Raw genomic sequence first — 19,865 nt, forward strand, 5'->3', positions numbered from 1 at the left:
CTCCCCCGACTTCGGGCGTCACCATGGCCGCGTCCGGCCGGGGCGACAAGTCTTGGCGCCAGGCCGCGGATGCGCCAGCTTGATCCCCGATTTGGGGGAAATCGAGCATGCGTCGCCTCGTCCTGGCCTTTGCCCTGGCATTGATTGCCGCGCCCGCCCTGGCCGACGACCGGCCGCTGGACGCCCTGGTGGCCGAGTACGACGCCTTCAGCCTGGCGCAGGATCCGATCACCGCCGGCTTCGAAGGCGACCGGTCCGCGCTCGCCCGGCTGCCGGACGTGACGCCCGCTGCCGACGCCATGCGCAAGCAGGCGCTGCTCGCCTTCCAGGCGCGGCTGGCGCGGATCGACCGCGCGGGGCTCTCCGACCCCGCCCGGCTGAACCGCGACTTCCTCGGCTGGACCCTGGACCGGCGGCTGCAGAGCCTGGCCTTCGACGAGGCGCGGTTCGCGTTCAACAGCGACGCCGGCTTCGACCAGGACCTCGGCTACCTGGCCAGCACCACCGCCCTCAACTCCGAGGCCGACGTCCAGGCCTGGCTGTCGCGCCTGCGCGCCCTGCCCGGCTACTACGTCGCCAGCATCGACAACGCCCGGCGGGGAATCCGCACCGGCTGGACCCAGCCGCGCAGCACCAACGAGTCGGTCCTCGCCCGCGCCCGCGCCGCGGCCGCCACGCCGGTGGACGCCGACCCGCTGCTGAAGCCGTTCACCGGCGCCGCGGCCTCGATCCCGCCGGCCCGGCTCGCGGCCCAGCGCGAGGAGGCGAAGGCGCTGATCGCCGCGCAGATCCGCCCGGCCCAACGCGCCTTCGTCGCCTTCCTGGAAACCGAGTACCTGCCGGCCAGCCGCCCGAAGCTCGCCGTCCGCACCCTGCCCGGCGGCGAGGCCTACTACCGCTGGCTGGTGCGCAACCAGACCACCACGACCCTGGATCCCGACCAGGTCCACGCCCTGGGCCTCTCCGAGGTCGCCCGCATCCGCGCGGCGATGGAGGCGTCGATGGCGCAGACCGGCTTCAAGGGCGACCTGAAGGCCTTCGTCGCCTCGCTGCGCGCCGATCCGAGGTTCTACGCGACCTCCCGCCAGGACCTGCTGGAGAAGGCCTCGGAGATCGCCAAGCGGGTGGACGACCAGCTGCCCCGCTACTTCGCCACCCTGCCCCGGCTGTCTTACGGCGTCCGGCCGGTGCCGGCGGAGATCGAGGAGACCTACACCACCGGCCGCTACTTCCCCGGCTCGCCGAAGCTGGGGATCGCCGGCGGCTACATGGTCAACACCTCGCACCTGGACCAGCGGCCGCTCTACGAGCTGCCGGCGCTGACGCTGCACGAGGCCGCGCCGGGCCACCACATCCAGATCGCGCTCGGCCAGGAGCTGGAGGGCGTCCCCTCGTTCCGCCGCAACGCCGACATCGCCGCCTTCACCGAGGGCTGGGGCCTCTATTCCGAGACCCTGGGGGGCGAGATGGGCATCTACCGCGATCCCTACGAGCGGTTCGGCAAGCTCTCCTACGAGATGTGGCGCGCCTGCCGGCTGGTGGCCGACACCGGTCTCCACTGGCTGGGCTGGAGCCTCGACCAGGCCCGCGATTGCTTCAGTCGGAACACCGCGCTCAGCCCGCTCAACATCGACGTCGAGCTCGCCCGCTACGTCTCCTGGCCGGGCCAGGCGCTGGCCTACAAGGTCGGCGAGCTGAAGATCCTCGGCCTGCGCGCCAAGGCGCGGGAGGCGCTGGGGCCGCGCTTCGACCTCCGCCGCTTCCACGACGCGGTGCTGCTCGCCGGGCCCCTGCCGCTCGACCTGCTGGAGGCGCGCATCGACGCCTGGATCGCCGCCGAGCGGGCCCGCGGCTGAGCTGCCTCCCCCACCAAACACGGGTAGCTGGAAACCCGAGCTAAACGGCGTTAAGATACCGCTTCACGGAACGCGTCAGCATAAGACGCCGCCGTCCTGGGAGGAGATTTCAATGACGTCCGCACGCCATATCGTGCTCACGGCCGCGGCCGGCGCCCTGCTGTTCGGCTGCTCGACCGACACCGGCGCGCCGCACGCCATGCAGTACGCCCGGCCCACCGCCGACACCGCGCCGATGGCCATGGCGGCGGCGATGCCGAAGACCGTCGACAACTTCATGCTGGTCGACCAGGACCTCGGCGCGCACGAGCTCTACCGACTGGCCGACGCGCGGGCGATCGTCATCGTCACCCAGGGCGACGGCTGCCCGATCGTGCGGGCCATGTCGCCCGCCCTGAAGGCGCTGAAGGCCGCCTACGCCGCCAAGGGCGTCGAGTTCATGATGCTGAACTCCAACCTGCAGGACACCCGCGAAGCGATCCAGGAGGAGGCGAAGACCTACGGCTACGACATGCCGATCCTGATGGATTCCAACCAGCTGGTCGGCGAATCCCTGGGCGTCACCCGCACCGCCGAGGTGTTCGTGATCAATCCAAAGACCTGGCAGGTGGTCTATCACGGCCCGCTGGACGACCGCAGCGACTACGGCGGCGCGCAGAAGGCCAACGTCACCCCCTTCGCCGCCAACGCCCTCGACGACCTCTTGGCCGGCAAGGCCGCGATCCACGAGGCCGGCATGCAGACCAAGGGCTGCCTGATCGACTTCCCGCAGCGCTCGGCGGCGGCGATGACCAGGATCTCCTACGCCAAGGACGTGGCGCCGATCCTCGAGGCCAAGTGCGTCGCCTGCCACCAGGAGGGCGGCATCGGCCCGTTCGCCATGTCGAGCTACGAGATGGTCAAAGGCTTCTCGCCGATGATCCGCGAGGTCATCCGCACCCACCGCATGCCGCCGTGGAACGCCGACCCGCACGTCGGCAAGTTCCAGGACGACAAGAGCCTCTCGCCCGACCAGATCAAGACCATCGTCCACTGGATCGAAGCCGGGTCGCCGCGCGGCGCCGGCCCCGACCCGCTGGCCGCCAAGCGGCACGTGGCGGCGGAATGGCCGCTCGGCAAGCCGGACCTGATCCTGAACGTGCCGGCCTACACGATCCCGGCGTCCGGGGTGGTCGACTACCAGCGCCCGATCGTCCCCAACCCGCTGGCCGAGGGCAAGTGGATCCGCGCCTCCACGGTGAAGGTCAGCCAGCGCCAGGGCGTGCACCACCTGCTGACCGGCTACATGAAGGAGGTCCCCGCCGACGGGAAGGGCAACGAGAGCCGCTGGGGCGTCTCGGTCGGCGGCTATGCGGTCGGCGCGGAGTCGATGATCTCGCCGAAGAACGTCGGCGCCTACCTGCCGCCGGGCGGCGCCATCGGCATCCAGGCCCACTACACCCCCTTCGGCAAGGAGGTGGTCGATCAGTCGCAGATCGGCCTCTACTTCTACGACAAGGACAAGACTCCCGGCCTGGTGCTGCACAACTCCGTGGTGGTCGACAACACCATCGTCCTGCCGCCCAACGACGGCCACCACCAGGAGGTCGCCTACCTGGCCTTCCCGCACGATGCGCTGCTCTATTCGGCCTTCCCGCACGCCCACTATCGCGGCGCGGCGTCGGACCTGTGGATCCGCTATCCGGACGGCAAGGAGAAGCTGCTGCTCAGCCTGCCGCGCTACGATTTCAACTGGCAGCGCGACTACACCTTCGCCGAGCCGGTGAAGGTGCCGGCCGGCTCGAAGCTGATCGTCCACTACATCTACGACAACTCGAAGCGGAACCCGAACAACCCCGACCCCAACAAGACCGTGGTCTGGGGCGACCAGTCCTGGGAGGAGATGCTCTACACCGCGGTGCGCTACCGCTGGCTGGACGAGACCTCCGCCAAGCCCGTCGACTACGACGAGGAGCTGAACGCCAACCGCTTCATGGGGATGATGGACGACAACCTGGACGGCAAGCTGGAGAAGGCCGAGCTGAAAGGCCGGATCGGCGAGACCCTGCTGACCTACTTCGCGCAGATCGACACCAACCACGACGGCTATCTGCAGGCGGCCGAGCTGAAGGCGGCCCAGGCGATGATGGCAAACCGTCGCCGCCCGGCGACGGCGGCCGCGGCGCCCGCCAAACCTGTGTCGGGGCCGACCGGCGGCGAGTAGGCCGGGCTACTCCGCCCAGAGTTCCTGGATGTCGCCCTTGCGGTTGAGCATGCGCACCGCGCGCTTGACCACCGTCAGCAGGCGTTCGCGCCGGGCCGCTTGGTCATAGGTCATCGCCCCCTTGGCGAGGCCCTCCAGCAGGAACCGGCCGAGGTCGCGGCTGGTCTGCGAGCGCGGGTCGGCGCCGGCCTGCACCATGGCGCCGAACCGGTCGCCGACCTGGGCGCGGTCGAAGGCGCTCTGCGCCGCCGACAGCCGCTCGCGCAGCATCGGATCGGTCCTGGCGGCGGCCTCCAGCTCGGCGAAGGCCACGAAGGCGGTCTCGTGCAGCAGGGCCCAATAGGCGTCGATGGCGTGCTCGGTGGCGTCCGAGCCGGCCGCCGGCTGCGAAGCGCCGGCCTGTTCGAACAGCCGCGCGCGCTCCAGCTCGATGTGGGCCACGGCGGCCTCCACCAGCTCTTCGCGGCTGGCGAAGTGGTACAGCATCGCCCCGCGGGTAAGCTTCGCGGCGTCGGCGATCATCGCATTGGTGGCGGCGTGATAGCCGACGTCGGCGAACAGCCGCATCGCCGCATCCAGGATGCGCGCGCGGGTGCGCAGCGACTTCGGCGTCGCCTTCGCCGGATAGGTTCTGGCGTCCATCGAGACCAAGTTTTTTCGGCGACCTGGGGAGGGTCTGCTCCGAGAGGCCCTAGCAGAACAATGGGAGACGCGGCCAGAGCCGCAAGAAAGCTTCACGAAACCGACATGCAATCAGCCTAGCGCCTGATGAAAATCTGGGCGTTTGGGGGCTCAAGTGGTCGATCCCGGAATCCGCCGTTATCGCACGGTGTTCATCTCCGACGTGCACCTCGGCACCCGGGGCTGCCAGGCCGAGCTGCTCCTGGATTTCATCCGCCACGTCGAATGCGACGCCCTCTACCTGGTGGGCGACATCGTCGACGGCTGGAAGATGAAGGGCGGCTGGTACTGGCCGCAGAGCCACAACGACGTGGTGCAGAAGATCCTGCGGCTGGCGCGCAAGGGCGTGAGCGTCACCTATGTGCCCGGCAACCACGACGACCGGGTGCGGGACTTCTGCGGCATCCACTTCGGCGGCCTGGTGGTGGCGCGCGACGCGATCCACGAGACCGCGGACGGCCGCCGCTTCCTGGTCACCCACGGCGACGAGTTCGACGGCGTGGTGCAGCACGCCAAGTGGCTGGCCTTCGTCGGCGACTGGGCCTACCGCACCGTCCTAGCCGCCAACACCCTGATGAACCGCGCCCGCAGGCGGATGGGCTTCGGCTACTGGAGCCTCTCGGCCTTCCTGAAGACGCGGGTGAAGAACGCCCTGCAGTTCATCGAGAACTTCGAGGCCGCGGTGGCGGACGAGGCTCGCCGGCGCGGCGTGGACGGCGTTATCTGCGGCCACATCCACAAGGCCGAAATGCGCGAGATCGGCGGCATCGCCTATATCAACGACGGCGACTGGGTTGAAAGCTGCACCGCCCTGGTGGAACATCCCGACGGACGGCTGGAGATCTTGGAGTGGGCCAAGCTCCGCTCCTGGTCGGCCATCGACCGCGCCGTCGTCGAGGCGGCGGCCGTCGAGCCGGCGGCCCTGGGCGCGCCACTGGCCGCCTGACGCCGGTCCATTGACACTGCGAGACAATCCGTGACAGTTCGGCTGTCATGAAATCACCCGCGCCGCCGACCGTTCGCGACAAGCAGCGCGAGGAGACGCGCGAGCAGATCCTGCGCGCGGTCGCCCGCCAGCTCGACAACGGCCAGATGGACGACCTCAGCTTCGCCGAGGTGGCCAAGGACGCCGGCGTCGGCGAGCGCACCGTCTACCGCTACTTCCCCACCAAGGAGGCGCTGCTCGGCGCCTTCTGGTCATGGATGCAGGCCCAGGCGGTGGCGACGCCGGAACGGCCGCGCCAGGCCCGCTCCCTGCCGCGCATCCGCGAGGCGATCGCCGCCACCCGCGACACCCACCGGCCGATGCGCATCCTCTTGGCCACCGACGCCTGGGAGCCGCAGGTCAACGGGGTGGTGCGCACCCTGACCCGGGTGACCGCCGAGTTGCGGGCCATGGGCCACACCGTCGAGGTGGTCAGCCCCGACCAGTTCAAGACCTTCCCGCTGCCCACCTATGCGGAGATCAAGGTGGCGATCGGCGTCTACGAGCCGGTGCAGGAACGGTTCAAGGCCTTCGAGCCGGAGGCCATCCACATCGCCACCGAAGGGCCCATCGGCCTCGCCGCGCGGCGGATCTGCGTGGAATGGAAGCTGCCCTTCACCACCAGCTACCACACCCGCTTCCCGGAGTACGTCTCGGCCCGGCTGCCGTTGCCGCTGGCGGCGGGCTACGCCTACATGAAGTGGTTCCACAAGCCGTCGGGCCGGCTGATGGTCGCCACGCCGACCATGCGCGACGAGCTGACCGGGCACGGGTTCCGCAACATCTCCTCCTGGTCGCGCGGCGTCGACACCGAGGCCTTCCACCCGCGCGGCCCCAGTGATCCCGACGTCTTCGAGGGCCTGGCGCGGCCGGTCTTCCTCTATGTCGGCCGAGTGGCGGTGGAGAAGAACATCGAGGCCTTCCTCGGCCTCGACCTGCCGGGGACCAAGGTGGTGGTGGGCCCGGGGCCGCAACTCGAGGAGCTGAAGGCCAAGTACCCGACCACGGTGTTCGTCGGCTCCAAATCCGGCGAGGAGCTGTCGGCCCACTACGCCTGCGCCGACGTCTTCGTCTTCCCCTCGCTCACCGACACCTTCGGCCTGGTGATCCTGGAGGCCATGGCCTCGGGCACGCCGGTGGCGGCCTATCCCGCGCCCGGCCCCATCGACATCATTCCGGGCTCCGGCGCGGGCGCCCTGGCGGCCAGCGCCACCGAGGGCCTGCGCGAGGCCTGCCTCGACTGCCTGAAGCTCGACCGCAAGCAGGTCCGCGCCTTCGCCGAGAAGTTCTCCTGGCGCGCCTGCGCCGAGGACTTCGTGCGCAACCTGCAGCCCTATCCCGAGCCGGAGAAGACCCGTTTCTGGCGACGCCTGCGCCGACTGGCCCGCGTGCGCCGCCGCCGGCCCGAGGCCGCCTAGCCCGAGGCGGCCTAGCCCGAGGCGGCCTAGAAGGTCAGCCGCAGCCCGGCCAGGACCGAACGCGGCGCCGCGGGGCTGAGGCTCCGCGGATTGGCGGCGCCGGGCGCCTCGGCCAGCGCCACCTGGTCGGTCTGGGCGAAGGTCCCGAAGGTGGCGTAGCGGGCGTCCGTGAGGTTGCGCACCGCCAGGAACATCTCCATCGCCGGGGTCAGGCGCCAGCCCGCGGAGAGGTTCGCCACCACATAGCCGGGCAGGCGCGGCTGCAGGTTGGCCTCGTCTCCGAACAGGATCTGGCCGCTGGCCGCCGTCACGTCGAGCGCCACGCGCCACGGCTCCGGCGCATAGGAAAGCCCCAGCTTCAGCCGTTGGCGCGCCACGCCCGGCAGGGCGTCGCCGGGCCTCACGAAGATCTGGCCGCCCGCGTCGGCCGCCGGGTTGTCGGGGCTGTTCAGCACCAGGGGCGAGCGGAAGGTGGCGTCGGTCAGCGCATAGCTGGCGTAGGCGCTGAACGCCCCGCGCTCGAGCTGGCCCTGCGCCTCCACGCCCTGCCGGCGGGTGCGGCCGACGTTCTGGAAGTAGCCGCGGCCGCGCACCTCGCTGGCCACCAGGCTGATGTCGTCGGCGGTGGCGGTGCGGAACACCCCGAGGCTCCAGCTGGCGCTCAGCCCGTGCGCGCCGTGGCGGCCGCGCAGGCCGGCCTCCACCGTCTGCGCCCGCACCTGCTTCAGAGGGGGATCGGCGACGAAGAAGTTGGTCAGGCTGCACGGCGCCTGCGCGCTCGCGCAGGAGAGTTCGGCCGGCGCCGGCGCGCGGTTGGCCTGCGCGTAGCTCAGATAGCCGCTGACGCCGCCGCCCAGCCGGTAGGTGAGGCCCGCCGCCGGATTGAACCGGGTGAAGCTGTGGTCGCCGTCCAGCGCCGTCCCGCGGTGATCCGACAGCCGGATCTCCGCCCGGTTCAGCCGTCCGGACAGCGTCAGGGCCAGCCGCGGCCCGGCCTGCCAGACGTCGGAGACGTAGAGGCCGGCGTAGCGGGTGCGCGCGCCGAGCGCGACGGGCGTGATCGGCCCGCCCGGCTGGTCCACCAGCACGCCGCCGCCGCCGCCCATGCCGGCGAAGCCGCGATCGGCGGTGAGCGCCCCCAGCAGCGACTGGGCCGAGAAGGCGGTCCAGCCCATGTCCAGGCTCGCGCCGGCGGTAAGGCTGTTGGCGCGGCCCAGCAGCGGCCGGCTCCACACCAGCTGGGCGGCGGCGCCGGAGCTGGTGGTGCGGGTGTCGCTGACGTTGAGCTGGGCGTAGGGGCCGCCATGCAGGACGTCGCCGATCGGCGCGCCGGCGGCGTCGGTCAGCACCGGGCCTTCCGCCTCCAGACAGAGCAGGGCCGGGTCGGCGTCGCAGGGCGCGGCGTCGGTGGCGTCGCCGTTCCGCGTTTGCTGGCGCAGCCGCCCGACGTAGGCCCGCGCCTGCAGCGTCAGGTCCGGGCTCGCCTCCACGTCGCCGGAGAGCCGCAGCAGGCCGAAATGGTTGCGGGTCTCGTCCGGGTAGGTGAACACCGCGCGGCGGTCGGCGGCGAGCAGCTCCACCGGCGCGGGACCGGTGCCCGTCAGGTCGTTGTCGGCGGCGATCAGGCCGGCGTGCAGCTCCACGGGTCCATGACGCAGGCCGAGGTCGGCATAGACCTGGCGCACGCGGCTCGGCGAGAAATCCCGCCAGCCGTCCTCGTCCCGCGCCGACGCGGCCACGTAGAGCCCCAGGTCGCCGTCCGCGCGGCCGTAAGCGACCTCCGCATTGCGCGCCCCGAAACTGCCCGCCGACAGCGTCGCCGAGCCGCCGGGATCGCTGAAGCCGTCGCGCAGCCGCACGCTCAGCGAGCCGCCGAGCGCGTTCAGGCCGAACACCGGATTGGAGCCCTCCAGGGTCAGGGCGCGGATCGCCGCCTCCGGGATCAGGTCCCAGTTCACGGTGTCGCCGAACGGCTGGTTGAAACGCACGCCGTCGACGTAGACGGCCACGCCCTGGGCGGAGCCCTGCAGGGGCGAGGCCTCGAACCCGCGGTAGACGAGGTTGGGCTGGTAGGGATTGGCCTGGGCGTCGCTCAAGGCCACGCCGGGCGCGCGGCGTTCCAGCGCCTGCAGCAGCGCGGAGCCCTGCCCCGGCTGCAGGTCGGCGGCGTCGAGGGTCACCGCCGCGGCCGGGATTTCGTCGCGCTCGGCCTGGGCTTCCGACAGCGGCGAGCGGGCGACGACGGTCACGCCGCTGAGCTGCGCCGGCGCCTCTTCGGCCCGCGCCGGCGCGCGCCCGCCCAGGACGCCGATGGCGGCGCCGGCGAGCAGGAAGGTGAGGATTTTCATGCGGCCGGCACGCTAGTGGAACCGCCCGGCGAGGCCTAGCCGGGGTCTAGGCGCCGGGCAGGTTTTCCAGCTTCGGGCGCGAGGTGAGCTGTTCGCCGGTGATCTCGTAGTGGACGATCTCGGCGATGTTGGTGGCGTGGTCGCCGATCCGCTCCAGGTTCTTGGCCACGAACAGCAGGTGGGCGCAGGCGGTGATCGTCCGCGGATCGCCCATCATGTAGGTCAGGAGCTCGCGGAACAGGCTCTCGTAGTGCTCGTCCACCTCGCGGTCGCGGGACCAGACCTCCGAGGCCAGCACCAGGTCGTCGCGGGAGTGGGCGTCGAGGGAGTCGTGCAGGCGGCGCAGCACCAGGCGACCCATCCGTTCGATCGGCCGCATCAGCGGCGCCATCGGCTCCGCCTCGCCGAGGATCAGGGCGCGCTTGGCGATGTTCTTGGCGAGGTCGCCGCAACGCTCGAGGTTGGAGGCCATCTTCAGGGCCGCCAGGGTGCGCCGAAGGTCGATGGCCACCGGCTGGCGGAGCGCCATCAGCTGGGTGGCGCGCTCCTCGATCTCCAGCTCCAGGTCGTCGAGCTTGCGGTCGCGCTCCACCACCTCCGCGGCGAGCTGCGGGTCGCGCTTGATCAGCGCGGTGAGCGCGTCGGAGACCTCGGCCTCGGCCAGGCCCCCCAGGCGGGTGACCTCGGCCTTGATCGCCGCCAGTTCCTGGTCGAACGCCCTGACTGTGTGCTCCATGGCGCGCTCCTCAGCCGAACCGGCCGGTGATGTAGTCGGAGGTCCGGGCGGTCACCGGACGGGTGAACAGCGAGCTGGTCGGCCCGAATTCCACCAGTTCGCCCAGGTACATGAAGCCCGTGTAGTCGCTGACCCGCGCCGCCTGGCCGAGGTTGTGGGTGACGACGACGATGGTGTGGTCGGTTTTCAGCTGGCTCAGCGTCTCCTCCAGCCGGGCGCTGGAGATCGGGTCGAGCGCCGAGGTGGGCTCGTCGAGCAGCAGCACCTCGGGCCGGACCGCCACGGCGCGGGCCACGCACAGCCGCTGCTGCTGGCCGCCGGAGAGGCCGAGGCCGGGCCCCTTGAGGTTGTCCTTCACCTCGTCCCAGAGGGCGGAGCGGCGCAGGGATTCCTCGACCCGCGCGTCCATCTCCGGCTTGGAGAGGCTCTCGTACAGCCGCACGCCGAACGCGACGTTGTCGTACACCGACATCGGGAACGGGGTGGGCTTCTGGAACACCATGCCGATCCGCGAGCGGAGCTGCGCCAGGTTCACCCGCGGCTTGAGGATGTTCTCCCCGTCCATCAGGATCTCGCCGGTCGCCTTCTGGCCCGGATAGAGCTCGTACATCCGGTTCAGCGTCCGCAGCAGGGTGGACTTGCCGCAGCCGGAGGGGCCGATCAGGGCGGTGACCTTGTTGCGCGCGAACGGGATCGAGACCGACTTCAGGACCCGGCTGTCGCCGTAATGGAAGTCGAGATCGCGCGTCTCCAGCTTCACCTCGGAGCCCGGCAGCGTGGCGATGCTGGTTTCGAAGCCGTCGGCGGTCAGGGTGTTCATGAGCGGCGAGGCTCCTTGGCGATGGCGCGCGACAGCACGGTGACGCCCAGCACGGTGGCGGCGATCAGCAGCGCCCCCGCCCAGGCCAGACGGCGCCAGTCATCATAGGCGCTCAGCGCGTAGTTGAAGATCACCACCGGCAGGTTGGCGGTGGGCTGGGTGAGGTTCAGGCTGAAGAACTGGTTGTTTAGCGCGGTGAACAGCAGCGGCGCGGTCTCGCCGCTGATGCGGGCGAAGGCCAGCAGGGCGCCGGTTAGGATGCCGCTGCCCGCCGAGCGCCAGAGCACCTGGCGGATGACCAGCGACAGCGGCGCGCCGAGCGCCACGCCCGCCTCGCGCAGGGTGGCGGCCTGCAGGGCCAGCACGTCCTCGGTGGTGCGGGTGATCACCGGCGCGGCCAGCAGCGCCAGGGCCACCGAGCCGGCCAGGCCGGAGAAGCCCTTGAACGGCGCGACGAGCACCTCGTAGACGAACAGGCCGACCAGGATCGAGGGCGCCGAGAGCAGCACGTCGTTGATGAACCGCACCAGGCTGCCGTAGCGGCTGCCCTTGGCGTATTCGGCCAGCCAGGTGCCGGCCAGCACGCCGATGACCAGGGCGATGGCCATGGCCAGCACGCACATCATGATTGAGCCGGCGATGGCGTTGGCCAGCCCGCCCCTCGACCCCGGCGCGGGGGTGGAGCGGATGAAGACGTCGAGGTTCAGCCCGCCGAGCCCCTGCTTCAGCAGCGACCACAGGATGGCGGCCAGCGCCGCCAGGGCGACGACGGTGACCAGCACGCAGAAGGCGGAGAAGACGGCGTTGGTCAGCCGCCGCCGGACCAGCCGGCCGGGCTCCCTGCGGATCGGGGCGACGCTCACAGCCGGCTCTCCTGGCGGCGCAGCAGCAGGCGGGCCAGCGCCAGCACGGTGAAGGTGATCACGAACAGCACCAGCCCGAGCGCGATCAGGGCCGAGGTGTGGACCGGGCTGGTGGCCTCGGTGAATTCGTTGGCGATGGTCGAGGCGATCGTCGAGCCGCTGTCGAACAGCGACTTCGGGAAGCCGTGCGCATTGCCGATGATGAAGGTCACCGCCATGGTCTCGCCCAGCGCCCGGCCGAGGCCCAGCATCACCGCGCCGATGGCGCCGCCGCGGACGTAGGGCAGGGTCACGGACATCACCACCTCGGCGGTGGTCGCGCCCAGGCCATAGGCGCTCTCGCGCACCGCCGCCGGCACCGTCAGCAAGAGCTCGCGCAGGGTGGCGGCCATGAACGGCAGGATCATGATCGCCAGGATGATCGAGGCCGACAGGATGCCGGAGCCGTTGGGGACGCCGACGGTGAGCTTCTCCAGCAGCGAGCCGGGCTTGGCGGCCATCATCAGCGGCAGCTGCACAAATTTGGAGAACATCGGGGCGAACACGAACAGGCCCCACATGCCGTAGACGATCGAGGGAATGCCGGCGAGCAGCTCGACGGCGGTGCCGATCGGCCGCCGCAGCGGCGCCGGGCAGAGCTCGGTCAGGAAGAAGGCCACCCCGCCGGCCACCGGCAGCGCCAGCGCCAGCGCCAGGGCGGAGGTGACGAGGGTGCCGACCACCGGGCCCGCCGCGCCGTAGACGTCGGTCACCGGGTTCCAGGCCGAGGTGGTGAAGAAGCCGAACCCGAAGCGGCGCAGCGCCGGCCAGCCGCCAATCAGCAGCGCCACCAGGAGTCCGCCGAGCGCCGCCAGCAGCGCCGTCGCCGCGGCGAAGCACAGGCCTTCGAAGACCTTGGCGATCGTCGCGCCGCGCGGCTGCGCGCGGCGGGTGGCGCTGGGACTGGAAACGACGGCGGTCATCTGGCTCAGGGGGCGACGTAGACGGGTTTGCCGTCCGGGCCGGTGACGGCGGACCAGCTCTGGCGGACACGGGCCTTCAGGTCGGCCGGCAGCGGCACATAGTCGAGGGACTGCGCCGTGGCGTCGCCCTTGGCATAGGCCCAGTCGAAGAACTTCAGCACCGATTGGCCCTTAGCCGGATCGGCCTGCTTGGCGTGCAACAGGATGAAGGTCGCCCCGGTGATCGGCCAGGCGTTCTGGCCCGGCTGGTTGAGCAGCAGCAGGTAGAAGCCCGGGGCCTTGCTCCAGTCCGCGCCCGCCGCGGCCGCCGCGAAGCTGTCGGCGGCGGGGATGACGAAGGCGCCGGCGGCGTTCTGCATCAGGGCATAGGTCATGTCGTTCTGCTTGGCGTAGGCGTACTCGACATAGCCGATCGCGCCCGGCGTCTGCTTCACGAAGGCGGCGACGCCGTCGTTGCCCTTGCCGCCGAGGCCGGTGGGCCAGGCCACCGAGTCGCTCGCGCCCACCGTCCACTGCGGCGCGACCTGCGTCAGGTAGCTGGTGAACAGGAAGCTGGTGCCCGAGCCGTCGGAGCGGTGCACGACGGTGATCGCCAGGTTGGGCAGCTTGACGCCGGGATTGACCGCGGCGACGGCCGGATCGCTCCACTTGGCGACCTTGCCCAGGTAGATGTCGGCCAGCAGCGGGCCGGTCAGCTTCAGCTGGCCCTTGGCCACGCCCGGCAGGTTGGCCACCGGGACCACCCCGCCCATCACCGTGGGAAACTGCACCAGGCCGGCCTGCGTCAGCTCATCGGCCTTCAGCGGCTTGTCGGTGGCGCCGAACGCCACGGTGCCGGCCTTGATCTGCTTGATGCCGCCGCCGGAGCCGATGGCCTGGTAGTTGAGGGCGAGGCCGGTCTCGGCCTTCTGCGTCTCCGCCCACTTGGCGTAGAGGGGCGCCGGGAAGGTCGCGCCGGCGCCTGAGATCGCCACGCCGCCGCTCGCGGCGGGCGTCTTGGCCTTGTCGCCGCCGCTGCAGGCGGCGAGCGCCAGGCTGGCGGTGAGCGCCACCAGAATGGTCCGGATCATCGCGGTCTCCCTGATCTGGGCTACCCGTTACGGGGCCTAGATGACAGTTCCGTGACAGTTCGGCGGCGCCTCGGCAAGAGGTCGCCCCCGCAACGGCCGGGGCCGCGCGGGGGCAGGTCTCAACTTAGCGGTAGACCGGCTTGCCGTCCGGACCGACGACCTTGCTCCACGACTTGCGGATCAGGTCCTTCACGGCCGCGGGCAGCGGCACGTAGTCGAGGGAGACGGCCGCGGCGTCGCCGTTCTTGTAGGCCCAGTCGAAGAAGGCCAGCACTTCACGGCCGTCAGTCGGCTTGTCCTGCTTGGTGTGCACCAGGATGAAGGTGGCGCCGGTGATCGGCCAGGCGTTGGCGCCCGGCTGGTCGAGCAGCAGCAGGTAGAAGCCCGGAGCCGCGCTCCACTTGGCGCCCGCGGCGGCGGCGGCGAAGTTCTCCGCCGTCGGCGACACGAACTTGCCGCCCTTGTTCTGCATCAGGGCGTAGGTGAGGTTGTTCTGCTTGGCGTAGGCGTATTCGACGTAGCCGATCGCGCCGGGCGTCTGCTTCACGAAGGCGGCGACGCCGTCGTTGCCCTTGCCGCCGAGGCCGGTGGGCCAGGCGACAGAGTCGTTGGCGCCCACTTCGCTCGCCCAGTGGGCGGCCTTCATCGACAGGTAGGTGGTGAACAGGAAGGTGGTGCCCGAGCCGTCCGAGCGGTGGACCACGGTGATCGGCAGGTTCGGCAGGGCGACGCCGGCGTTGGTCTTCACCAGCAGCGGGTCGTTCCACTTCTTGATGACGCCGCGATAGATGTCCGCCAGCTGCGCGCCGGTGAGCTTGACCTGGCCGGGACGCAGGCCGGGCAGGTTCATCACCGGCACCACGCCGCCGACCACGGTCGGGAACATGGCCAGGCCGCCGGCGGCCAGGTCGTCCGGCTTCAGCGGCTTGTCGGTGGCGCCGAAATCGACGGTGCCCGCGGTGATCTGCTTGATGCCGCCGCCCGAGCCGATCGCCTGGTAGTTCAGGCTGTTGCCGGTCTGGGCCTTATAGGTCTCCGCCCACTTGGCGTAGACGGGCGCGGGGAACGTCGCGCCGGCGCCCGAGATGGTCGCCGCCTGCGCCATGGTGGCCGCGCCTACGATCAGGGCGGCGCCAAGGGCTGCCCCCAGTTTCTTCAACATGGTTCTCTCCTGAAAAAGAGCGCCCCATCCACGTCGCTCTTGGCCCGGGTCCTTAGCCGGCTTGGTTGTCAGTTTGGTGACAGCGCCGCTTCCAGCCTCGGCCGCCTCCTGCGCCGGCGGGCCGTTGAACGAGACGCTGTCACGTGTCTGTCACAGGAGTGTCGGCCAACCGTCATGGACCCCGGCTAAACCCCCGGCGGGCGATGGGGGGCATCGAGTTGAGACTTTTCCCCGCCCGGCTGATTCAACAAGACGGGAAAAGATCATGAGCCTTCCGAACAAGGGGCTGGCGCGTCGCGTCGCCCACGGGGCGTTCGTCGCGGCGCTGATGTCCGGCGCGGCCACGGCGGCGCTCGCCGCCCCGACCCACAAGACCCACGCTCACAAGGCCCACGCCGCGGTCGACGCGCGCGACGCCAAGCTCGAGGCGCTGCAGCAGCAGATCAACGAGATGCGCGCCCAGATGGCGCAGATGCAGCAGCCGCGCACCGACACCCAGGCCGAGGCCCATGTCGCGGCGCTGCAGCAGCAGCTCGACACCGTCAACCAGCAGCTGGCCGACGTGAAGGCCGCGCAGACCGCCGACGCCTCCGACATCATCACCCTGAAGACGCCGAGCGGCGCGACGACCATCCCGAGCCTGCCGAACGGTAAGCCCTCGTTCGCCACCGCCGACGGCCGCTTCACCGCCAACGTCCGCGCCATCGTCATGCTCGACACCGCCAAGTACCTCCAGAAGGGCAACCTGCCCTCGGCGGTGACCAACCGCGACCTCAATGACGGCACCAACTTCCGCCGCGCCCGCTTCGGCATCGACGGCAAGCTGTTCAAGGACTTCGACTACGCCTTGATCTACGAGTTCGGCGGCTCCGGCGCCGAGGACGCCGGCCACATCCAGGAGGCCTGGGCCCAGTACACCGCGTTCAAGCCCTGGCGGATCAAGATCGGCGCCTTCGAGCCGAACATCGGCCTGGCGGCGGCGGTCTCCACCAGCCAGATGCCGATGATGGAACGCCCGGGTCCGGCCGAGGTGGCCCGCAACGTCGCCGCCGGCGACACGCGCAGCGCGCTGCAGGTCACCGGCAACGGCCTGTGGGGTGAAGGCGACGCCGGCATCGCCACCCGCTGGTTCGCGTCCGCCGCCATCACCGGCAACACCGTGGGCGTGATCAATTCCACGGGCAGCGCCACGGCCCAGCCCAACGACGAGCAGACCGGCGTCATCGGCCGCCTCGCGATCGCGCCGTTCAGCAGCACCAATTGGCAGGCGCACCTGGGGGTCAACGCCCAGCTGGCGACGCAGCCGAACGACGCCGGCTCGGCCGCCAACCCGCGCTATCCGATCCAGCTGCGCGACCGTCCCGAGCTGCGGGTCGACGGCACGCGCCTGGTGGACACCGGCGCCATCGACGCCAAGACCGCCTCGGTCTACGGCGCCGAGGCCGGCCTCTCGGTGCAGAACTTCCTGATCGAGAGCGAGTACTTCAAGTACAAGATCGATCGCCGGCTCACCGGCACGACGCCGCTGCGCAACCCGGACTTCTCCGGCTGGTACGTCCAGGGCGTCTGGGTGCTGACCGGCGAGAACCGGCCCTACAACCCCGCCGAGGGCCGCTTCGACGCGCCGAAGCAGAACTACAACTTCAACCCGGCGGCCGGCGCCTGGGGCGCGTTCGAGCTCGCCGCGCGCTACTCGGACCTGGACCTGAACTACAACGCCGGCTCCGCCGGAACCGCGGCGGCCCCCGACGCGATCCGCGGCGGCGAGCAGAAGATCTCCTCGGTCGGGCTGAACTGGTACCTGAACCCCGACATCCGCTTCATGTTCGACTACCTGCACGTGGACGTGAACCGCTTCAACGCCGCGGGCGTGCAGGTCGGCCAGAGCTACAACGCGCTGGCGCTGCGCAGCCAGCTCACCTTCTAGCGACCGATCTTTTCCCGATCCGGCAGCCGCCGCGGACCTCCGCGGCGGCTGTTTTATGGGAGGACGGCGGGCCGAGGCGGCCTACAGCAGCCGCGAGCGCATGGCCTGGGACAACAGGTCGATCAGCGACACCGCCACCACGATGACGATGGCGATCGCCGCCACCTGGCCGTAGGCGAAGGCGTTCAGCGACTCGAACAGCACCTGGCCGATGCCGCCGGCCCCGATCAGGCCCAGCACGGTGGCCGAGCGGGAGTTCGATTCGAACCGGTAGAGGGCGTAGGAGGTCCACAGCGGCGCCACCTGCGGGATGACCCCCCAGACCACTTCCTGCAGCTTGTTGGCGCCGGTGGCGCGGACCCCTTCGACCGGGCCCTTGTCGATGGACTCCACGGCCTCGGAGAACAGCTTGGCGAGCACGCCGCCGGTGTTCAGCGCCAGCGCCATGACGCCGGCGAAGGGGCCGAGGCCGACGGCGACGATGAACAGGGTGCCGATCACCAGGTCGGGGATCGAGCGCAGCAGGTTCATCAACAGCCGCATCGGCTGCTGCAGCCAGGCCGGCGAGACGTTGCGCGCGCAGGCGAGGCCGAACGGCACCGCCAGGATCACCGCCAGCCCCGTGCCCCACAGCGCGATCTGCACCGTCAGCCACATCTGGGCGATGTAGAGCCGCACCTGGCTGAAGTCCGGGTGCAGGAACTCCTTGCCGAACTGGCGCATGTTCCCGGAGTTGGTGAACAGCTTGGGCAGGTGGCTCATGTCCACCGGGCCGAAGCTGATCAGCAGCAGGACGACCACCCCGCCCCAGACCAGCAGGTCGGGCGCGCGCTGCATCAGGCTGCGCGTCGGAGGGGCCGGAATCCCCGGCGAGGCGGGATCGGCGCGGCTCATCAGACGTCCGGATCGACGGCGCGCTTCTGGGCGGCGCTGGCGCGGATCTTCTCGAACGCCGCCTCGGCCGCGGCGATCTTGGCCTTGTCGCCGCCGCGGCGGGCGTCGGCCAGGGCCTCGGCGGCCTCCATCTCGCGGATCGGGTCGAGGTAGGTGTCGTCCGCCGGCCGGAAGCCGCCATAGGCCAGGCCCTTGAGCACCTGGCGCTGCTTGTCGGCCTGCGGGCCCGTGCCGGTTCCATAGGTCAGGAAGAACTGGCGGATCTTCTCCTTCACCGCCGGATCCAGGTCCTTGCGCGTCAGGATCGAGGATTCCGGCAGCGGCGGCGAGGTCCAGATCACCTCGATCTTGCCGGCCAGTTCCGGGTTCTCGCGGCGGGCGAACAACAGGCCCACGGTGTTGTTGGTGGCCACGTCCAGCACGCCGTTGGCCACCGAGAAGAAGTTCGCCTGGTGGCTGGCGGAACGGACCGCCTTGAAGCACTTGGCCGGCTCGATGTTCTTGGGCGTGAACAGATAGGCCATGGGCGCCAGGGTGCCCGAGGTCGACTGGGTGTCGCCGAGGCCGAAGGAGTAGCGCTTACCGCACTTCAGCACGTCGTCGAGGGTGATGCCGCTGCCCTTCCTGACGATCAGCACGGACTTGTAGGTGGCGTCGCCGCCGGCGTCGATCACCCGGCCCAGCACCTCGGCGTCGGCGCGGTTCACCGCCTCCAGCGCCGGCGCGGCGGAGAACCAGCCCACCTGCACCTGGTTGAAGCGCATGGCCTCCACCAGCGAGGTGTAGTTGGTGGCGAAGTAGGGCTTCACCTTGACGCCGATCTGCGCCGACATGTCGTCCAGCAGCGGCTGCCAGAGCGGGCCCATGGACGCCTGGTTCTCGGCCGAGAGGATCGAGAACGTCAGCTCCTTCGGCGCGGCCTTCTGGGCCGGCTTCTCGCCGCATCCCGAAAGCGCCAGTCCCGCGACCGACAGGGCGGCGGCCAGGCCGAGGCCGGCCAGCATGCGGCGGCGGATCATTTCGGGGCTCCTTCCCAGAACACGTCTTCGAATTCCGGACCATAGATGTCGATGAGCTGTTCGCGGCGCAGGCCGGTGGCCGGGCCGTCGTAGACCATCTTGCCGGCCTTCAGCGCGATCACCCGGTCGCAGTAGCGCAGGGCGTAGTCGACCTGGTGCAGGGTGACGACCACGGTCAGCCCGTCCTGCTGGTTGAGGTCGCGCAGGATCTCCATGACGCGGCGTGCGGACACCGGATCGAGCGAGGCCACCGGCTCGTCGGCGAGGATGACCTTGGCCTTCTGCACCAGGGCGCGGGCGATGGCGCCGCGCTGCTGCTGGCCGCCCGACAGGGTGTTGGCGCGCTGGGCGGCGTAGTCGGCCACGCCCACCCGCGCCAGGGCCGCCATGGCGGACTGCCTGGTCTCCTCCGGCCACAGGCCGAGGAAGCCGCGGGTCGGGTTGATCCGGCCGAGCGAGCCCAGCACGACGTTGGAGAACAGCGTCAGCCGGCCGACGAGGTTGAACTGCTGGAAGATCATGCCGATGCGGGTGCGGACCTCGCGCACCCTGCCGCTGATCCGGCCGTTCTCCTGCACCGGGGCGCCGAACGCCTCGATGCGGCCCTCGCCCGCGTCGATGGTCTGCAGGGCGCTGATCGAGCGCAGCAGGGTCGACTTGCCGGAGCCCGACGGCCCGATCAGCGCGATCATCTCGCCGCGCGCCACCTGGAGCGAGACGGAGTCCAGCGCCCGGCGCGAACCAAAGCTCTTGGAGACGTTCCGTATCGACAGAACGGCGGCGTCGGACATCGTTGGCGAGGCTTCCCCGATCGAACACGCGCAAGCGGACGAAGCCCTTGGATCGCCTGACCTTGCGATGGCTTCATGACACGGCCGCCCGGCTGTGGTCCAGCAGACTGACGCGCGCGCGCCGCCGCGG

Annotated in this window: 16 protein-coding genes and 1 pseudogene; 6 read left to right on the top strand and 11 right to left on the bottom strand. The window is 70.5% G+C overall.

Annotated elements, in window-relative coordinates:
* The first annotated feature begins 107 nt into the window (after positions 1 to 107).
* Together DJ021_RS05185 and DJ021_RS05190 are read left to right on the top strand one after the other, a co-directional pair.
* Positions 108 to 1,856 (top strand): DUF885 domain-containing protein, encoded by a 1,749-nt coding sequence (locus DJ021_RS05185; protein ID WP_111456530.1) that lies wholly within the window; start codon positions 108 to 110, stop codon positions 1,854 to 1,856.
* A 112-nt stretch (positions 1,857 to 1,968) separates the two neighbouring features.
* Positions 1,969 to 4,059: a redoxin family protein gene (locus DJ021_RS05190; protein ID WP_111456531.1), complete on the top strand. Its 2,091-nt coding sequence runs from the start codon at positions 1,969 to 1,971 to the stop codon at positions 4,057 to 4,059.
* Between the two features lie 6 nt (positions 4,060 to 4,065).
* Here the strand turns inward: DJ021_RS05190 and DJ021_RS05195 are convergent, their stop codons facing one another.
* Positions 4,066 to 4,701, bottom strand: a complete 636-nt coding sequence (locus DJ021_RS05195) for a TetR/AcrR family transcriptional regulator (protein WP_111456532.1) — start codon at positions 4,699 to 4,701, stop codon at positions 4,066 to 4,068.
* 154 nt (positions 4,702 to 4,855) lie between these two features.
* Here DJ021_RS05195 and DJ021_RS05200 point away from each other — a divergent pair, with 154 nt between their 5' ends.
* The 3 genes and pseudogenes from DJ021_RS05200 (at position 4,856) to DJ021_RS05205 (ending at position 7,143) form a co-directional block, all read left to right on the top strand.
* The gene (locus tag DJ021_RS05200; RefSeq protein ID WP_111456533.1) at positions 4,856 to 5,686 is read left to right on the top strand and encodes a UDP-2,3-diacylglucosamine diphosphatase; all 831 of its coding nucleotides are present in this window, start codon (positions 4,856 to 4,858) and stop codon (positions 5,684 to 5,686) included.
* Between the two features lie 47 nt (positions 5,687 to 5,733).
* A pseudogene (locus tag DJ021_RS19275) lies at positions 5,734 to 5,919 on the top strand (TetR/AcrR family transcriptional regulator); the annotation flags it as partial.
* Positions 5,920 to 6,045: 126 nt separating this feature from the next.
* The gene (locus tag DJ021_RS05205; protein WP_243626114.1) at positions 6,046 to 7,143 is read left to right on the top strand and encodes a glycosyltransferase family 4 protein; all 1,098 of its coding nucleotides are present in this window, start codon (positions 6,046 to 6,048) and stop codon (positions 7,141 to 7,143) included.
* 26 nt (positions 7,144 to 7,169) lie between these two features.
* Here the strand turns inward: DJ021_RS05205 and DJ021_RS05210 are convergent, their stop codons facing one another.
* From DJ021_RS05210 to pstS (DJ021_RS05240), 7 genes are all read right to left on the bottom strand, one after another.
* Positions 7,170 to 9,491 carry a TonB-dependent receptor gene (locus tag DJ021_RS05210; RefSeq protein WP_111456535.1) on the bottom strand — a complete coding sequence of 774 codons (2,322 nt, stop codon included), beginning with the start codon at positions 9,489 to 9,491 and terminating at the stop codon, positions 7,170 to 7,172.
* A 46-nt stretch (positions 9,492 to 9,537) separates the two neighbouring features.
* Positions 9,538 to 10,227: a phosphate signaling complex protein PhoU gene (phoU, locus tag DJ021_RS05215; RefSeq protein ID WP_111456536.1), complete on the bottom strand. Its 690-nt coding sequence runs from the start codon at positions 10,225 to 10,227 to the stop codon at positions 9,538 to 9,540.
* A gap of 10 nt (positions 10,228 to 10,237) precedes the next feature.
* On the bottom strand, positions 10,238 to 11,047 hold the full coding sequence (gene pstB, locus DJ021_RS05220; protein WP_111456537.1) for a phosphate ABC transporter ATP-binding protein PstB: 810 nt from the start codon (positions 11,045 to 11,047) through the stop codon (positions 10,238 to 10,240).
* Positions 11,044 to 11,910 carry a phosphate ABC transporter permease PstA gene (pstA, locus tag DJ021_RS05225; RefSeq protein ID WP_243625910.1) on the bottom strand — a complete coding sequence of 289 codons (867 nt, stop codon included), beginning with the start codon at positions 11,908 to 11,910 and terminating at the stop codon, positions 11,044 to 11,046. Before pstA ends, pstB begins: the two co-directional genes overlap by 4 nt.
* Positions 11,907 to 12,872, bottom strand: coding sequence for a phosphate ABC transporter permease subunit PstC (gene pstC, locus DJ021_RS05230; RefSeq protein ID WP_111456538.1), 966 nt, complete (start codon positions 12,870 to 12,872; stop codon positions 11,907 to 11,909). Before pstC ends, pstA begins: the two co-directional genes overlap by 4 nt.
* A 5-nt stretch (positions 12,873 to 12,877) precedes the next feature.
* Positions 12,878 to 13,942, bottom strand: a complete 1,065-nt coding sequence (gene pstS, locus DJ021_RS05235) for a phosphate ABC transporter substrate-binding protein PstS (protein ID WP_111456539.1) — start codon at positions 13,940 to 13,942, stop codon at positions 12,878 to 12,880.
* A gap of 124 nt (positions 13,943 to 14,066) precedes the next feature.
* Positions 14,067 to 15,104: a phosphate ABC transporter substrate-binding protein PstS gene (pstS, locus tag DJ021_RS05240; RefSeq protein ID WP_111456540.1), complete on the bottom strand. Its 1,038-nt coding sequence runs from the start codon at positions 15,102 to 15,104 to the stop codon at positions 14,067 to 14,069.
* Between the two features lie 265 nt (positions 15,105 to 15,369).
* Between pstS (DJ021_RS05240) and DJ021_RS05245 the strand changes: the two genes are divergently transcribed.
* Complete coding sequence (locus DJ021_RS05245; protein WP_111456541.1) at positions 15,370 to 17,031, top strand: OprO/OprP family phosphate-selective porin; 1,662 nt, start codon at positions 15,370 to 15,372, stop codon at positions 17,029 to 17,031.
* 81 nt (positions 17,032 to 17,112) lie between these two features.
* On the opposite strand, the gene phnE is transcribed toward DJ021_RS05245, so the two are convergent.
* The 3 genes from phnE to phnC are packed head-to-tail and all read right to left on the bottom strand — an operon-like array spanning position 17,113 to position 19,735.
* Positions 17,113 to 17,925, bottom strand: a complete 813-nt coding sequence (gene phnE / locus DJ021_RS05250) for a phosphonate ABC transporter, permease protein PhnE (RefSeq protein ID WP_111456542.1) — start codon at positions 17,923 to 17,925, stop codon at positions 17,113 to 17,115.
* Positions 17,925 to 18,944, bottom strand: coding sequence for a phosphate/phosphite/phosphonate ABC transporter substrate-binding protein (gene phnD / locus DJ021_RS05255; protein WP_111456543.1), 1,020 nt, complete (start codon positions 18,942 to 18,944; stop codon positions 17,925 to 17,927). Before phnD ends, phnE begins: the two co-directional genes overlap by 1 nt.
* Positions 18,941 to 19,735 (bottom strand): phosphonate ABC transporter ATP-binding protein, encoded by a 795-nt coding sequence (gene phnC / locus DJ021_RS05260; protein WP_111456544.1) that lies wholly within the window; start codon positions 19,733 to 19,735, stop codon positions 18,941 to 18,943. The genes phnD and phnC overlap by 4 nt, the downstream gene beginning before the upstream one ends.
* Between the last annotated feature and the right edge of the window lie 130 nt (positions 19,736 to 19,865).

Origin of the sequence: Phenylobacterium hankyongense (assembly GCF_003254505.1) — a bacterium.
Taxonomy (GTDB): domain Bacteria; phylum Pseudomonadota; class Alphaproteobacteria; order Caulobacterales; family Caulobacteraceae; genus Phenylobacterium; species Phenylobacterium hankyongense.

Excerpts from the sequence above, each read along its gene's own strand:
- DJ021_RS05185 (WP_111456530.1), top strand. The coding sequence starts at position 108 with ATGCGTCGCCTCGTCCTGGCCTTTGCCCTGGCATTGATTGCCGCGCCC.
- DJ021_RS05190 (WP_111456531.1), top strand. The coding sequence starts at position 1,969 with ATGACGTCCGCACGCCATATCGTGCTCACGGCCGCGGCCGGCGCCCTG.
- DJ021_RS05195 (WP_111456532.1), bottom strand. The coding sequence starts at position 4,701 with ATGGACGCCAGAACCTATCCGGCGAAGGCGACGCCGAAGTCGCTGCGC.
- DJ021_RS05205 (WP_243626114.1), top strand. The coding sequence starts at position 6,046 with ATGCGCATCCTCTTGGCCACCGACGCCTGGGAGCCGCAGGTCAACGGG.
- DJ021_RS05210 (WP_111456535.1), bottom strand. The coding sequence starts at position 9,491 with ATGAAAATCCTCACCTTCCTGCTCGCCGGCGCCGCCATCGGCGTCCTG.
- phoU (WP_111456536.1), bottom strand. The coding sequence starts at position 10,227 with ATGGAGCACACAGTCAGGGCGTTCGACCAGGAACTGGCGGCGATCAAG.
- pstB (WP_111456537.1), bottom strand. The coding sequence starts at position 11,047 with ATGAACACCCTGACCGCCGACGGCTTCGAAACCAGCATCGCCACGCTG.
- pstC (WP_111456538.1), bottom strand. The coding sequence starts at position 12,872 with ATGACCGCCGTCGTTTCCAGTCCCAGCGCCACCCGCCGCGCGCAGCCG.
- pstS (WP_111456539.1), bottom strand. The coding sequence starts at position 13,942 with ATGATCCGGACCATTCTGGTGGCGCTCACCGCCAGCCTGGCGCTCGCC.
- pstS (WP_111456540.1), bottom strand. The coding sequence starts at position 15,104 with ATGTTGAAGAAACTGGGGGCAGCCCTTGGCGCCGCCCTGATCGTAGGC.
- DJ021_RS05245 (WP_111456541.1), top strand. The coding sequence starts at position 15,370 with ATGAGCCTTCCGAACAAGGGGCTGGCGCGTCGCGTCGCCCACGGGGCG.
- phnE (WP_111456542.1), bottom strand. The coding sequence starts at position 17,925 with ATGAGCCGCGCCGATCCCGCCTCGCCGGGGATTCCGGCCCCTCCGACG.
- phnD (WP_111456543.1), bottom strand. The coding sequence starts at position 18,944 with ATGATCCGCCGCCGCATGCTGGCCGGCCTCGGCCTGGCCGCCGCCCTG.
- phnC (WP_111456544.1), bottom strand. The coding sequence starts at position 19,735 with ATGTCCGACGCCGCCGTTCTGTCGATACGGAACGTCTCCAAGAGCTTT.